Origin of the sequence: Microcoleus sp. AR_TQ3_B6 (assembly GCF_036702785.1) — a bacterium.
Taxonomy (GTDB): Bacteria; Cyanobacteriota; Cyanobacteriia; order Cyanobacteriales; family Microcoleaceae; genus Microcoleus.
The window spans coordinates 1-14,456 of the sequence record NZ_JAUBVJ010000075.1; the positions used below are offsets into that span (position 1 = coordinate 1).

The 14,456-nt window shown below is 46.2% G+C and carries 14 protein-coding genes; 7 read left to right on the forward strand and 7 right to left on the reverse strand.

All coding sequences use genetic code 11. The features are described 5' to 3' along the window. Positions 1 to 158 precede the first annotated feature (158 nt). The gene (locus QUB56_RS27390) at positions 159 to 596 is read right to left on the reverse strand and encodes a hypothetical protein (RefSeq protein WP_332959433.1); all 438 of its coding nucleotides are present in this window, start codon (positions 594 to 596) and stop codon (positions 159 to 161) included. A gap of 300 nt (positions 597 to 896) precedes the next feature. Here QUB56_RS27390 and QUB56_RS27395 point away from each other — a divergent pair, with 300 nt between their 5' ends. Continuing rightward, positions 897 to 2,381: a NarK family nitrate/nitrite MFS transporter gene (locus tag QUB56_RS27395; RefSeq protein WP_332959434.1), complete on the forward strand. Its 1,485-nt coding sequence runs from the start codon at positions 897 to 899 to the stop codon at positions 2,379 to 2,381. 796 nt (positions 2,382 to 3,177) lie between these two features. Here the strand turns inward: QUB56_RS27395 and QUB56_RS27400 are convergent. Then, the gene (locus QUB56_RS27400) at positions 3,178 to 3,699 is read right to left on the reverse strand and encodes a hypothetical protein (RefSeq protein ID WP_332959435.1); all 522 of its coding nucleotides are present in this window, start codon (positions 3,697 to 3,699) and stop codon (positions 3,178 to 3,180) included. A gap of 553 nt (positions 3,700 to 4,252) precedes the next feature. Between QUB56_RS27400 and QUB56_RS27405 the strand changes: the two genes are divergently transcribed. Both QUB56_RS27405 and QUB56_RS27410 read left to right on the forward strand, forming a co-directional pair. Then, positions 4,253 to 4,462: a hypothetical protein gene (locus QUB56_RS27405; protein WP_332959436.1), complete on the forward strand. Its 210-nt coding sequence runs from the start codon at positions 4,253 to 4,255 to the stop codon at positions 4,460 to 4,462. 422 nt (positions 4,463 to 4,884) lie between these two features. Next, the gene (locus QUB56_RS27410; protein ID WP_332959437.1) at positions 4,885 to 5,109 is read left to right on the forward strand and encodes a LuxR C-terminal-related transcriptional regulator; all 225 of its coding nucleotides are present in this window, start codon (positions 4,885 to 4,887) and stop codon (positions 5,107 to 5,109) included. A 148-nt stretch (positions 5,110 to 5,257) separates the two neighbouring features. Here the strand turns inward: QUB56_RS27410 and QUB56_RS27415 are convergent, their stop codons facing one another. From QUB56_RS27415 to QUB56_RS27425, 3 genes are all read right to left on the reverse strand, one after another. Then, a complete protein-coding gene (locus QUB56_RS27415) occupies positions 5,258 to 6,154 on the reverse strand; it encodes an alpha/beta hydrolase (protein ID WP_332959438.1) in 897 nt (298 codons plus the stop codon). A gap of 217 nt (positions 6,155 to 6,371) precedes the next feature. Beyond that, positions 6,372 to 7,814 (reverse strand): D-alanyl-D-alanine carboxypeptidase/D-alanyl-D-alanine endopeptidase, encoded by a 1,443-nt coding sequence (gene dacB / locus QUB56_RS27420; RefSeq protein WP_445243407.1) that lies wholly within the window; start codon positions 7,812 to 7,814, stop codon positions 6,372 to 6,374. Between the two features lie 81 nt (positions 7,815 to 7,895). After that, the gene (locus tag QUB56_RS27425) at positions 7,896 to 8,222 is read right to left on the reverse strand and encodes a (2Fe-2S) ferredoxin domain-containing protein (protein WP_332959440.1); all 327 of its coding nucleotides are present in this window, start codon (positions 8,220 to 8,222) and stop codon (positions 7,896 to 7,898) included. A gap of 244 nt (positions 8,223 to 8,466) precedes the next feature. On the opposite strand from QUB56_RS27425, the gene QUB56_RS27430 reads away from it, so the two are divergent. The 4 genes from QUB56_RS27430 (at position 8,467) to QUB56_RS27445 (ending at position 12,318) form a co-directional block, all read left to right on the forward strand. After that, the gene (locus QUB56_RS27430) at positions 8,467 to 8,928 is read left to right on the forward strand and encodes a CBS domain-containing protein (RefSeq protein ID WP_332959441.1); all 462 of its coding nucleotides are present in this window, start codon (positions 8,467 to 8,469) and stop codon (positions 8,926 to 8,928) included. Between the two features lie 138 nt (positions 8,929 to 9,066). After that, complete coding sequence (nblB, locus tag QUB56_RS27435; protein ID WP_332959442.1) at positions 9,067 to 9,741, forward strand: phycobilisome degradation protein NblB; 675 nt, start codon at positions 9,067 to 9,069, stop codon at positions 9,739 to 9,741. A gap of 477 nt (positions 9,742 to 10,218) precedes the next feature. Further along, positions 10,219 to 11,511: a CAP domain-containing protein gene (locus QUB56_RS27440; protein ID WP_332959444.1), complete on the forward strand. Its 1,293-nt coding sequence runs from the start codon at positions 10,219 to 10,221 to the stop codon at positions 11,509 to 11,511. A 240-nt stretch (positions 11,512 to 11,751) separates the two neighbouring features. Then, complete coding sequence (locus QUB56_RS27445; RefSeq protein ID WP_332959446.1) at positions 11,752 to 12,318, forward strand: adenylate kinase; 567 nt, start codon at positions 11,752 to 11,754, stop codon at positions 12,316 to 12,318. A gap of 63 nt (positions 12,319 to 12,381) precedes the next feature. On the opposite strand, the gene murQ is transcribed toward QUB56_RS27445, so the two are convergent. Together murQ and QUB56_RS27455 are read right to left on the reverse strand one after the other, a co-directional pair. Next, positions 12,382 to 13,296 (reverse strand): N-acetylmuramic acid 6-phosphate etherase, encoded by a 915-nt coding sequence (gene murQ, locus QUB56_RS27450; protein ID WP_332959447.1) that lies wholly within the window; start codon positions 13,294 to 13,296, stop codon positions 12,382 to 12,384. Between the two features lie 364 nt (positions 13,297 to 13,660). Next, positions 13,661 to 14,041: a DUF3110 domain-containing protein gene (locus tag QUB56_RS27455; RefSeq protein WP_332959448.1), complete on the reverse strand. Its 381-nt coding sequence runs from the start codon at positions 14,039 to 14,041 to the stop codon at positions 13,661 to 13,663. Between the last annotated feature and the right edge of the window lie 415 nt (positions 14,042 to 14,456).

A 14,456-nucleotide genomic window follows, 5' to 3' on the forward strand; every position in this document is an offset into this window, starting at 1 on the left:
ATTCAGTTTTTCGACCCGCCCGTTAACAGTCAACAGTCAACAGTCAACAATAATTCCGGTGCAACCGGAATTGATATTAAGCATTGGAGAGAATACAAAGAACCCCGACTTCTTCGATGAAGTCGGGGTTCTAAAATAAGAGTATTTCACCACGTTGTCTAATGTTGAGGAGTTTGGTGCAAGGAAACCTCTAAAACTTCTATCTGCTGGTTGAGAGTAGCAGATCGCTTCTGAGCATATTTGTCGTGCAGAAAAATACTTAAGCCTACGCCCACTGGCAACACAAAATAGATAAATCCCAGCAACATCTGAGCAATTTCTTCTTGCGCTGCTGCATCGAATTGAGGCACAGCAGTAGGTTGACTTGTCGTGCTGTTGACTGCCTGCAGATTAGATTGCTCGATCGCCTGTGCTTTTACTTGCGGTTGAGCTTCCTGGGCGATCGCCCCAGAAGCAGTTCCCAAGCATCCAGCCACTGCCACACATACTGTCAGAAAACTAAAAAGTCTTGATTTAACCTTTAATCCGTTGTTCATGGCACTGGTTGAGTGGCGATCGCCTTGCTGAGTTTCTCTTTCGGTTAAGCTTACAAGCATTTTTACTTACCTGTTATTAAATTTAATTTAATTTCTGTATTCAAATATACTGTTTTTTTTATTTTAACGCAATAAGTATTTATTACTAAAATTAGGTAAAAATGCAGTATCTGCATTAATTCCATGCCCCAATGGGGGTTTTGAGCACAAACAGTAACTTTGTATACAATTTTTCCTCTGGACATCCACTTGAATGGGAACGCAACATAAAAGCGCGATAGTAAATAAACCGTTACCCCAAACAGTGAGAAAGTCAACTCGAAATTAATAATCTGTATTATTTATGAGGACAAGTTATATATGCTTCAAGGGCTTTTATCGTTCAGAGGACCTTTTCGGATTCTGAACCTGAGTTGGTTTGCTTTTTTCTTAACTTTTGTAGTTTGGTTCAACTACGCACCCTTCAGCACAACGGTGCAGCACGATTTGGGACTGACAGTTGGGCAAGCCCGAATCATCAGTCTGTGCAACCTAGCTTTCACAATTCCTGCACGTATTATTATCGGGATGTTGCTCGATCGCTTCGGACCTCGCATCACCTTCTCTTCACTCCTGGTGTATGCAGCATTTCCGACTCTGGCATTCGCCTTTGCCCAAAACTTTAATCAGTTGGTTTTGAGCCGTTTGGCAATGGGAATTGTCGGCGCTGGATTCGTAGTTGGCATTCGCTTAGTTGCCGAATGGTTTCCCCCAAAAGATATCGGCTTCGCTCAAGGTATCTATGGAGGCTGGGGCAACTTTGGCTCTTTTGCCGCAGAAGCAGCGTTACCGGCGATCGCGGCAGGAACAGCTTTTCTCTCAGTCGGACACACAAATTGGCGGCTGGCGATCGCCCTTACTGGAATTGCCACAGCAGTTTTCGGAGTCATTTTTTACTGCAACGTCCAAGACACTCCACCCGGCAAAGTCTATCAGCGCCCGGCCCGCAACGGCGCAATGGAAGTCACCAGCGCCAAAAGCTTTTGGGCACTGTCGATAGCCAATATTCCTCTATTTGGTGCCTTAGCTTTGATTGTGTGGCGCTTGCAGAAAGCAAATTTTCTGACTGCAAATGTGATGTACGCTATTTGGATTAGTTTGACAGCACTGTATTTAATTCAGGCTTACAAAGCCTGGGAAGTTAACCGAGAAGTTGTCACCGGTCACAAACATTACCCACCTCAAGAACGCTATCAAATCAGTCAAGTATTCATATTAGAACTAGCTTATGCAGTCAGCTTTGGTTCAGAGCTCGCTGTGGTTTCCATGTTACCGGAATTTTTTGAACACACCTTCAATCTAAATCATGCGATCGCCGGGCCCATGGCTGCTACCTATCCCCTGATGAACTTGGTCAGCCGTCCAGCCGGAGGCTTAATTTCTGACAAAATCGGCAGCCGCAAGTGGACGCTGACAGTCACGATCGGCGGAGTGGGATTGGGGTATTTAATTATGAGCCAAATTACGGCAAGCTGGTATTTAGCAATTGTGATTGTCGTGACCATGTTATGTGCCTTCTTTGTCTTCGCCGCAGCAGGCGCAACTTTTGGCATCGCCTCCTTAATTAAACGAGAAGTAACTGGTCAAATTGCCGGCAATATCGGTGCTTACGGCAGTGTCGGCTCTGTAATTTACGCCACCCTTTATAGCTTTCTGCCCCGAACAGTTGCAGCCAACCGCAGCTTCTTTGAGGTACTCGGAACTGCTGCTGTAGTTGTCTGCTTCCTTTGTGTTTTTATCCTGAAGGAACCGAAGGTTATTGAAAGCAAAGATTTGGCAGAAAAAGCTATGCTGGTCGGCCACTAAATCGCAAATCACGTTTTATAGCCTTTCGAGCGTAACATGAGGTACTATCTGGCATAGGGCACGCGGGCATAGGGCATACTTCACCACGCTTGAGAACCGCTATAAGTAGAACAACTTAAAACAACAGAACACCCAGAAGCCTGACTTCTTTATTGAAGAAGTCGGGCTTTAAGATCCGCAGCAGTTTATTTATCACTTTTGTGTGCTGGACGCAAAAACCCGGTTTCTTCACGTAATTTGGTCATATACGCTCCAACGTGACAGCGAGAAACCGTGTTTTTTTTGGTAGCCTGCCTCCAGGACTGACCAAGAATTTCTTAATGGTACAAGCCCCCGGATTTATCCGTGGAATCAATCCAAAATCTAAAATCTAAAATCCTCAAGAAAGAGCATTTATCCGTGGGACCAATCTAAAATCTCAAATCTAAAATCTAAAATCGATTGACTTTTGTCACTTACTGCGGCAAAGAAACTGCCCCAACGTATTGAGAATTAGCGCGCACATAACAGCCTTGTCTTGTCAGCAACCAGGGTTGACCGTTCGCCATCGTAATCGCATTTACTCCCCTGAGTTCAGCAGCAACTGTATCTCTATCCGCGCGGTAAACTCGTTGAATTGCTCCGTTTGGCGTCTGGGGGCAGTTGAGCTCTCCATCTGGCGAGGTGACAAGCGAATTTCAAAGGTGGTACCCGCCACGTGATTTATCCGTGGAATCAATCCCAAATCGATTTTCGAAAATCCTCAAGAAAGAGCATTTATCTCGCGCAAGTCAATCTAAAATCTCAAATCTAAAATCTAAAATCGATTGACTCGCCAAGTAGGCCAAGTTCCAGAACCAGCAGTTTCAGTCAACCAAGTATTAGCATTGCTAGAAGTATAGTCGCCGCTTGCATTAGGACGCGGTAAAGGTTCGACTAAATTTACTTTAAATGTTTTACCAAGAGAAGGATAATTTTCTCCTGCTTTCACTTTCCAAGTAACTTTGGGTCCCAATTTGCTGCTCCTTCCAACTTGACGCCTGACAATGGTAATATCTCCAGAACAAACAATTTTTCTGCCAGGGCCGATCGCACGGTCTTGGAAAGTTCCATTGTAATAGTAAGAGCCGACTGTTCCTTCGGAACGGGTAATTTGAATATTCCCCAAAAAAATCCTATCGCCTACTTGAGTAAAATAAAAGCCCCTGCGATTGTTCCCTTTTTCTGATAGGTTTAAAGTAGTTTTACAGTTGGGATTAACATAAGTCGTAGCGCTAGCAGCAGCGCAGCAAATTAATGACACAACTCCTGTGGATAACCAAATGTCAAGTTTTTTCACCGCTACACCTTGTATGAATCTCTACTTTATTTATAGCTGTTGGGGAAAATACTTGAGCAGTCGCTCAAATGAGTGTCACTCATTTGAGCGACATTTTAACGACCTACGGGGAATCTCCCATGATTGCGACTACAAATTCGGCAACCACGGGGGATTGGCACTACTGCGCAATTCCTGAACATCAACTCTGTATAACTTCACCCTACTTCAGCTCCCTTCAACTCTCTTCACTTGTATGTACCTGCATCACTGGGCTTGCACGCTTCAACTTGTGGCTCATTGCAGGTTCCAATAATTAGCAGCAGAATAAATTTATATAGGTAAGTAAAGGAGTTGCAATCGCCACTAAATACTGCGAATTTTACAGCTATTCCAGCACGGCCAAGGCGTTTTGTAAACAAAAGTAACAGTTCCGGAAACGCGGTTTCTCTGACTGAAGTTAGGATTCTCTGGCTTTAAAAGCTAGAATGAGCGGGGCTTGTGGGAAGGGCAGCAGCTTTACAAACGCGATTTAAAGTACGAAGAAACATCGTTTTTACCAGGAAAATAAATCATGGGTTACGGTCAATTAGAAGTTATATTAAAGATGGCTCAAACAATTCATCCTCAAATTGAGAGCGATCGACACTTTGAAATAGACCTGGAAAAATTGCGCCAACTGCCAGCAGGAACATTAGGGCGCGAAGTGGCGCGGTTTCTAGACGAACATGGCTTTGAGCCGATCGCATCGGGAGACTGGATTCAGGGAAACCACTACGTTTGACCAATTCTGACGGGTCTTTCGGCTTCAACAGAAGATGAATTTGTACTTCAAGCGTTTACTCGCGCTCAAGTATTTCATTCTTCCTGTGCGATTTTAGTGTTGGTTGGAGCGATCGGCGGCAAATGCGCGATCGGACAAATTATCAAAAGCTTAAAACAGGGAAAATTCGCCGCTAGTTAAGTGATCTCGTTTCCGGTGGGGTGGGAATAATAAAGTCAAGGTCAATCATTCCACATTCCCCCACGGACTACGGACTACTTCGCACTCCCAATCATGTCGATCGTGCAATAGGGATTCATAGGACAGGGACGTTGCATTTGATTGGGAGACTCCTCGATCTGAAGTTAGAGAAAAAGTCGGAATTCTACCCTTAATGGATTAGCTCTTAACTCATTACGTCTTTACCTCATTATTGCAAAAATATGCAAAGCACAAGTTACGAATCGGAAATTAGCCTGAGTCCGAGGGAAAGAGCGATCGCGCAATTAGTAGCCCAAGGCCTGCCCAACAAATGTATTGCCAAAAATTTAAATATCAGTCACTGGACGGTTGCTACTTACGTGAAGCGGATTTTTCTCAAACTCGGTGTTTCTTCCAGAACTGCGATGATTGCGATGCTGATCCAAGAAAATTTGCTCTGGGACTGATAAATAAGTAGGGTGCGTCAGCTAGCTTTAATTCTCTGGTAATCCAGAAACTCTAGGCACCGCGCACCCTAGAAAAACCTATCCCGAGACAAATTAAAACCAGGTTTACCTGTAAAACCTGGTTTTAATTTGCAATGTTTAAAACCTTCTATGCCAAGGCAAAAGAACGAGAAGAATTTCTCAGAAAACTCAGCAATTCACGATTCACTGTTTGGGGCGCTTCCTGCTGAATCCAGTGACCGCAGTTAGGAACTAATTTCAACTTAAACGGAGCCGTAATTAATCGGTCTAAACCTTCTACAAGTTTGTGGCTCAAAAACGCATCTTCTTCTCCCCAAAGCACCAAAGTAGGCACTGTCACCGGTTCTAATTTCTGTCCCCAATTCCAAAAACGCTGGGGGTGAAACATCTGCTGGTAATAATTCATTGCCGCCGCTAACACTCCCGGCTTTTCTAAAGCAGCCTGATAAATCTTAGTTTCTTCAGCGCTAAAAGCTCCTTTGCGAACAGCTTGTCCCTGTAAAATACTTTGTACAAAATCTTTCAAATTTTGCCGGATCAACCATTCGGGGATGCCGGGAACCTGAAAAGCCAAAATGTGCCAACTGCGGCGGATTTGATCTAAATTGCTCGCCATTTCCTGTAGGAATCGCTGCGGGTGGGGAGCGTTTAAAATTGCCAAGCGATTGAGTGTTTCGGGAAATTTTTGAGCTATGTGCCACGCGATCGCACCTCCGCAATCGTGACCGACAATGTGAGCTTTTGTATAGCCCAAGCTCGCAATCAAACCGCGAATATCGGCGCTCAGCGTATCTAAATCGTAGCCGCTTGCCGGCTTGTCGGAATCGTTGTAGCCCCGCAAATCCGGCACCACTACCTTGAAATGACGCGCTAAAGCAGGGATTTGATGGCGCCAAGAATACCAAAACTCTGGAAACCCGTGCAGGAGGAGAACGAGCTCGCCTTCTCCTTGAGAAACGCAGTGCAGGCGGATGTTGTTGGTTTGGACAAAAAGGTGTTGCTGTTCGGAATCTAAAGAATACATAGTTGGAAAGTTAGACTTATTTTCGGGAAGTACAGAACCCGCCCACTGGTAGCAGGCTGAAACGATCCCGTGGTGTTAATTTTTGTACTTTTATTGTAGCTGCTTTTTGCTCCCCGCCGCTGCAATCTAATGAAACTTAAAACTTGTAGGGTTTTGGGGTGTCCTGTTTTTTAGGTGTAACTACTGAGATCGAGTTTATCACCTTAAATCTGTTGTTTTAACAGCGGCGCAGGCGATTCAATAATAGCACAATTTCGTCTGTTGCCGATCGCATTGAGGCAGCCGATAGGCCAGATTGATTGACGATAATGCTAAACACCAGCGGCTCGTAATCCGGAACTTCGATATATCCCGACAGTGCCGAAACTCCGCTCAAAGTTCCTGTTTTAGCTTGCAAAATTACGCGGTTTGGTGTACTATTTAAGCGATTTTTCAAAGTGCCGCTCTCGCCAGCGATCGGCAGTGACTGGCGGTAAATAGATGCAGCAGGTGAATTGGCCATGAATCTCAAAGTTTGCACCAAGGCTTCTGGACTAATTAAATTGTGCCGAGACAAGCCCGAACCGTCGGCTAATATGTAGCTGTTTGGATTTACTCCTAATTGAGTTAAAGCTGTTTTTAACTCTTTTAAACCGATTTCATCTGTATCCTCTTGCTGCTGGGGCATCTTGTCTGTAACTTTCCCCAACAATCTCAATAAAACTTCTGCATAAAGATTGTTGCTTTCCCGATTAGTTTCTCTCACCAATTCCGCCAGCGGCGGCGATTCAACGGTCGCTAATTCTTGATTAAAATTGCCAGAAACAGATGCAACTAAAGCCTGTTTAACAGGAATTCCCTCAGCCGCCAGAACTTGCTGAAAATGCTGCAAAAAATTATTAGCAGGGTTGACAACGGCGACATAAGCTGATTCAGGTTCGGCACCAACTTTCAACTGTCCGCTAACTCGAATTGCAGGTCGATCGAACTCCCTGCCAACTTCAATAAACTCGGCTTCGTTTTGGGCGACGGTAACAGAATTGTTCTGAATTTGCCACTGATTTGCCAGCTTTGGTTCGGCAAAAGTAACTTTCAGAGTTTGGCCGAGCTCCTGCGGGGACAAGAGAAGTTCGATCGCGTTTTGATTAAAAATTAAACTGTTAATCGGGGCTCCGTAGCCGGCTTGCGCGTCTTCCCATTCCCAATTCGGATTGACTGCACTGCCTTGAAAATAGCTGTCATCGCCAATCAACTCGTTTACTCGATCGACTCCCCGGCGTTTCAACTGCTGCGCCAAGGATTTCAACTGAGCCTCAGCAATGCTCGGATCTCCCCTGCCGGCAACGTACAAACTCCCATTTTCGCCGCTGTAAACCGATGTCTTAATCCGAAAATCTGCACCGAGTTTATGCAAAGCAGCGGCTGTGGTTAGCAGCTTGACATTTGATGCAGGAATAAAATATTTTTGGGCGTCGCGGCTGTAGAGAGTGGCAGTAGAAGATAGAGGTTGAATTAAAATGCCCCAGCGCGATCGGCTAAATTCGGGACGGTTGGCGATCGCATCTACTTGTGCCCCCAATTCTCCAGGGCAAATATCCCCAGCAACCGCCGGCGTTTGAGCAGCAACCGCCGACGGACGCCCCAGCACTAGCACTAATAAACTAAGCGCAATTCCTTGGATTCTCAAAGTGCAAGTTCCTTAACAATAACTATTAAAATTAAATGCGCGACAGCTTGGAAGTTTCACCGAATCAAGTCAATACTAATAATAATAACGCCCATGAATTCTCTGATTGAACAGCGCTTCTACAGGTTTTCCCCCTTTGAGGTGCTGTTCCACAATCAAGGGTACATCACTCGGTTTAACTCGACAATACCAAATGTTTTCTGGGGTAACTAGCACAGTCGGGCCAATGGTGCACTGTCCCAGACAACTACAGGCCTCCACTTTCACCCCTGCAACTTGTTGGGCTTCAAAAGCAGCTAGCACTGCTGCAGAACCATTTTTCAGGCAAGATTGATACTGGCAAACCGCTACACAGCGCGCTTCTGGTTGGGAGTCTGGTTCTCGGGCTGGAGATTCTGGCATCGGTAAGGATTTATCCGCTCTTTAAGATATTTTAACAATCTTGTCCGGACGATCGCCAGCCGGAGTCCGGCAAACGACAGAATTTTATAGTGCGATCGAAAAAAACAGCAAAATTCTGGCATTCAAACTTTTTCCTTGTTTCTACCTTCTAACGAATCCCTTCAGCAGAGCTGCCTTTCTTGGGCCTGTGTCACGCTTTCCCTATATGATCGATTGAGAGCAACAACTAAATCAACCGCTAATCATGCCAAAAACAGTAGCCGATGTAATGAGCCGCGAGCCGATTTTGGCGCGACCCGAAATGCCCTTGAACGAAGCGATTAAAATTTTAGCCGATAAACGCATTAGCGGTCTTCCCGTCGTAGATGAGAATGACTTGTTGGTAGGAGTCATCTCCGAAACCGACTTGATGTGGCGGGAAACCGGCGTAACTCCGCCCGCTTATATCATGGTGCTCGACAGCGTGATTTATTTGGAAAATCCATCTCGTTACGAGCGAGAACTCCACAAGGCTTTAGGACAAACAGTAGGAGAAGCGATGAGTAAAGAGCCAGTTACCATCGGGCCCGACAAATCTGTCCAAGAAGCTGCCAAACTGATGCACGATCGCAGCATCCACCGATTGCCGGTGGTTGATAATGCAGGCAAAGTAATCGGCATCCTCACTAGGGGAGATATTATCCGATGGATGGCTGCCCAATCTTAAATTAACTGTTGCAGTTCCAGGACTGTATCAGAAAATGAGCCGTGAAGCGAAGCTATCCCGTAGGGAATCGCTCTTTCAATCTCCCTGACTTTTGGCAATTACCAAATCTAAAATCTAAAATCTAAAATCTAAAATCCGATGAGCATTACCCCTGAGTCCGTCGAACAATTGCTGAATTCCGAGGATTTTGGCGAAAGGCTGCGAGCAGTCAACCAACTGCGACAACTAGAACCCGCGATCGCCTATAAACTGATTCAAATTGCCATCAACGACAAAAACGTCCGGGTTCGCTACGCAGCAGTCAGCCAAGTATCAACCCTCGGTACGGAGAATCTGCCGAACGCTTTAGAGGTACTGCGACACAGCTTGCACAACGACCCCGAACCCGACGTGCAAGCTGCTGCTGCTGATGCTTTGGGCGCCTTGAAATTAACCGATGCTTTAGAAGATTTACAGCAAGTTTACAACACTACCTCTGAATGGCTGGTGGAAATGAGCATCGTTGCTGCTTTGGGAGAAATGGGAGATCCGAAAGCATTTCCGATGTTAGAAAATGCCCTCAATTCTGAAAACGAATTGATCCAAACCATTGCGATCAGCGCATTAGGTGAATTGGGAGATCGACGCGCGCTGCCGCTGCTGCTTCCCTACGCTTCCAATGCAGATTGGCAGATCCGTTACAGAGTCGCCCAAGCTTTGGGGCGGTTGGGCGGTGCAGAAGCAGAGGCGGCTTTGGAAATTCTCGCCAAAGATCGGGTTGAGCAAGTTGCTCACGAAGCCTCAGCCGGAAAAGAGAATATTTTGAAGTTGTGAGGTGTGAATTTTGAATTAATTTAGAATTTTTTTTGAGGATTCTACTAAAAACTCCCTTGGCGATCGCACACTGAATTCAGAAACCCGGTTTCTTCCTATATTTCTCCTTCCTGTCCGCAAAACTCCTAGAAACCGGGTTTCTAGCCCGCGGGCCCGCTGGCTGGGTGCGCAGCGCCAACCTTACTAATCAGGGAAAATCTCAAATATCAAATCTCAAATTGTATTGATGCCGCGGCCGATCGCAAATTCCTTTAAAACTCTCGCTTTCATTCGATCGCACTCTTGCCTTTCCCAAGCGCGAGCAGGGTTCTTGACATTCCCACTTTGACAACAGCTATAATTAGAATAAATACAGCAGCCGCAGGGATTAACACAATTATTGAATTGTACCCAGCCAGCTAGCGATCGGGGAAACTATCGTTAAGAGGGTAAGCAATCTACTAGCAAAACCCACTCTTAAAACTGTTTATCATCCCCATGCTTGAACAACTCCAAAATTCCGGTTCTCAGTCCTCGGACATTTTTACAGGAGAGCGATCGGCATCTCAAACTGCACCAAGTCCCACCAATCAAAACTTTATTTATAGAGTTTTAGAACTTACCAACATAGAACGCAGCAAGTTGAGTTTGTCGCCGCTAACCTTCAATACTCAGTTACTAAATGCGGCGGCAACTCACAGCCAAAACATGGCACTGCAAGACTTCTTTTCCCATACCGGAAAAGATGGTTCGTCATTAGCAAGTCGGATTAGTGCAACGGGCTATCAATTCTCAGCGGCTGCAGAAAACATCGCTGCGGGCTCTTCTACACCCGAACAAGTTGTATCATCGTGGATGAACAGCAGCGGCCACCGGGCTAACATTCTTAACCCCAATCTCAAAGAAATTGGCATCGGTTACTATTTCTTAGCCGACGATACTGGCAGTGTAAATTTCAATCACTATTGGACGCAAGTTTTTGCAACTTCTATTGACGGTAGTGTTAATCCCGCACCGACTCCTACACCGACTCCCACACCAACTCCCACACCAACTCCCAACACATTGGTATCGATTACTTCGCCAATACCCAATGCTACAGGGGACGGCAGCCCGACGACAGCGCCGAAAAATACAGGCAGCGGCGGCAATTATTTCCTATCAGATAGTGCCGATACTCAAATACCGACAAATGCTGGGGGATTGCCAATTTTTGCCCTTTCCGGCAAAGACAATATCACCGGGGGAGAAGGTGCTGATAGCATTAATGGAATGCAAGGTGCGGATACAATTAATGGCGCAGGAGGCAATGACAGCTTATCGGGCGGCAAAGAGTCGGATTTAATTGATGGCGGTGTTGGCAATGATTTGATCGGGGCCAACAACGATAACGATCGACTAATGGGAGGAGACGGCAACGATACTATTCGCGGCGGCAAAGAAGATGATATCTTGATGGGCGGTAATGGGGACGATTTGTTGGCGGGCGATCGCGGGCAAGATATTCTGACGGGCGGCGGCGGAAATGATACGTTTATCTTAGCAGGAGGTTTGTCTGCTTCGGCTACTTTAATTAGTGCAGATGTAATCGTCGATATTGGGGCTGGGGATAAAATTGGTTTAACTGACGGTATCGGATTTGCAAATTTGACTTTTGAATCGGTGAGTTTGCAGTTTGATGGAGGTGCAAGCGTCGCTTCTTCGGCGATTAAGTCGGGGAACAATTATTTGGGAATCGTGCAGGGTGTAAGTGAAAGTCAGCTTGCGGCGATCGTTTTTGTGAATGGGTAAGGGGGAATCGGTAGTGTAAAATTTCACTTATGCAGCTTGTAAGGTGCTCATATCAAATCCGTTAGCATCAAAATAGTAAATTCGAGTTCACTGTTGACGGTTGACTGTTCACTGTCAACCGTCAACATCATTCCGGTGTAACCGGAAATGATATCAGTTGGTAGGGATTGGATGGGTAGCCCAGATTGTCGAAGCTGACGCACCCTACTACTTCAGTTATTATAGCAATTCTCCAAAATCTTGCTACAAACTGCATCATTACTAAGAGGGGTAACTATGAAAAAAGTAGCCGTGTTTGGCAACACTGGAGGCGGTAAATCAACTCTAAGCAAGAGATTATCAGAAATCACTGGTTTGCCACTTTACGCCTTGGATAAGATTCAATATCAATCTGGCGGCGCTGAGGTTCCAAATGAAGAATATAAGCATATCCATGAGAAAATTTTGGCTACTGATCGGTGGATAATTGACGGGTTTGGTTGCATGGAAACCGTCTGGCTTCGACTCAATGAGGCGGATAGTCTGGTTTTTGTCGATCTGCCGCTATACGTGCATTTCTGGTGGGTGACTAAACGACTGATCGCAGGTAGCTTTATACCGCCAGAAGGCTGGCCGGAAAAGAGCCCTATCTTGAAGAGTTCAATTAAGAGTTACCGCATTCTTTGGTTGTGTCACAAGTATTTGACTCCCAAATATCGCGAGTATGTCGATCGCGCTCAAAAAACCAAAAGTGTGTATCACCTCAGATCCACTGATGAGATTTCACAATTTTTTGAATCGATATTGAAAATGACTAATGACTGTTGACTGTTGACTGTTGACTGTTGACTGTTGACTGTTGACTGTTGACTGCTGACTAATGACTAATGACTAATGACTAATTGATGCCACGGCCGATCGCAAATTCCCTTGAAACTCGCCCAAAATTCGATGGCACTCTTCCTTCTCCAAACCAGTCCAATGCATCATCAAAGCTAATTTAACCGACTTGCCACTTTTTTCGAGCAAAAAAGCCGCCTCATCCCGGTTCAAATCAGTCAAATCCTGCAACATCCGCACAGCCCGATCGCGCAATTTCTTATTAGTAACCGCCACATCAACCATCCGATTGCCGTAAACCTTCCCCAGCTTCACCATTACCCCAGTCGAAATGATATTTAAAGCCATTTTTGTTACTGTACCGGCTTTCAAGCGCGTCGATCCCGCCACTACCTCCGGGCCAACCAACAACCGAATATCAACATCAGCCTCAACATTCACTTGTTCGGCGGGTACGCAGGCCATAAACACAGTCTTCGCCCCCCGCTGGCGCGCCGCCTGCAAAGCGCCCGCGACAAACGGCGTCGTACCTCCAGCCGTAATCCCGACAACTACATCTAAGTTGATAATGTTACGGTGGGCGATCGCCTCAGCCCCATCCTCAGCCCGATCCTCCAAATCCTCCGAACTCCGCACCAAAGCCCCCGCACCCCCGGCAATTATGCCCTGTACGAGTTCTGGCGGCGTGCAGAAGGTGGGGGGACACTCGGCCGCATCCAGCACCCCCAAACGCCCGGAAGTACCCGCACCGACGTAAAACAGGCGGCCGCCTTGACGCAGAGACTCGGCGGCGATGTCGATCGAAGCGGCTAACTGTTCGCGGGCGCGGGCGATGGCGCTTAAGGTTTGGGCGTCTTCCCGGTTGAACAAGTCCACTAATTCGATCGAACTGAGTTGGTCTAAATTCTCGCTGTTGGCATTCACTTGTTCTGTCAGCAGATGCCCTCGTTCATCGAAATTCTTCATTTTTTGTCAGTTGTTAATTGTCAGTTGTCGGCATTCAAGGGAAGTCAATCGATTTGAGATTTTCGATTTTCGATTTTAGATTGACCCCACGGATAAATGCGGGGGCTTGAGGATTTTCGATTTGAGATTTGGGATTGATTCCACGGATAAATCCGGGGACTTGTACCATCTTTGAAATTCGCTTGTCAGGAGACATACAGAGTCACAGGTGCAGCCTGGAAGCCTGTATCTACAAAGTTCGCCCTCGATCGCCCTCGAAGATATCAAATTTATCCTTCTTCCCTCTTGTTTCTTCACATCGATCCTCGAACCTCAAGATCCATGCGTTACATCAAAAGAAGCGAAGCCGTTGCCTTCCTTTTGATTACAAAAGTCCTTCGAGTCGGCGACGAATAGAATCCAGTTCGTTTTGGGAAACCTCAGAATCCGGCTCCGGCTCTAGCTCCGGCTCCGGCTCCGGCTGCCACTGAGTCTGTGTTACATTGTCTTCTGGCGGGATCGCCAGCGCGCCCGCAGGTACCAGTTCCCAATCATAATCAACACTATCGCAGAACTCCTTAATTTCCTCATCGTCGATCGCCTCTACAGAGGGTTCGGGAAAATCCTGAGCTTCCAACATCACGCCAAAGCGGGTGGCGTCGTCTTCTGACTCAAACATCAGAACTTTATTGCGATTGCCGAGTTGAATGGTATGAATTCCCTCATTCTCGGTGCGGGCATTGAAGAGTAAGACGAACACTCGCATAAGTTTTAAAGACCTTCTTAACCATCGTTTTTTTATCTTAGGAGCGATCGAACGATTTTAGATTTTAGATTTTAGATTTTAGATTTGAGTTTTTTGATTGACGAGGGATCGGGCCCTGGCGTCGGCGAAATGATTTGGGGGATGTCGGCGACAAGGTTTTTGATTTTTGATGGGAGATTGACCCCCGATCCTTTACTGGGGGGGGAATCTAGAGGATTTTAGATTTTAGATTTTTGATGGGAGATTGACCCCCGATCCTGCACTGGCGCGATCGAACGATTTTAGATTTTAGATTTGAGATTTTAGATTTTTGATTGACGAGGGATCGGGCCCTGGCCTCGGCGAAATGATTTGGGGGATGTCGGCGACAAGGTTTTTGATTTTTGATGGGAGATTGACCCCCGATCCTTTACTG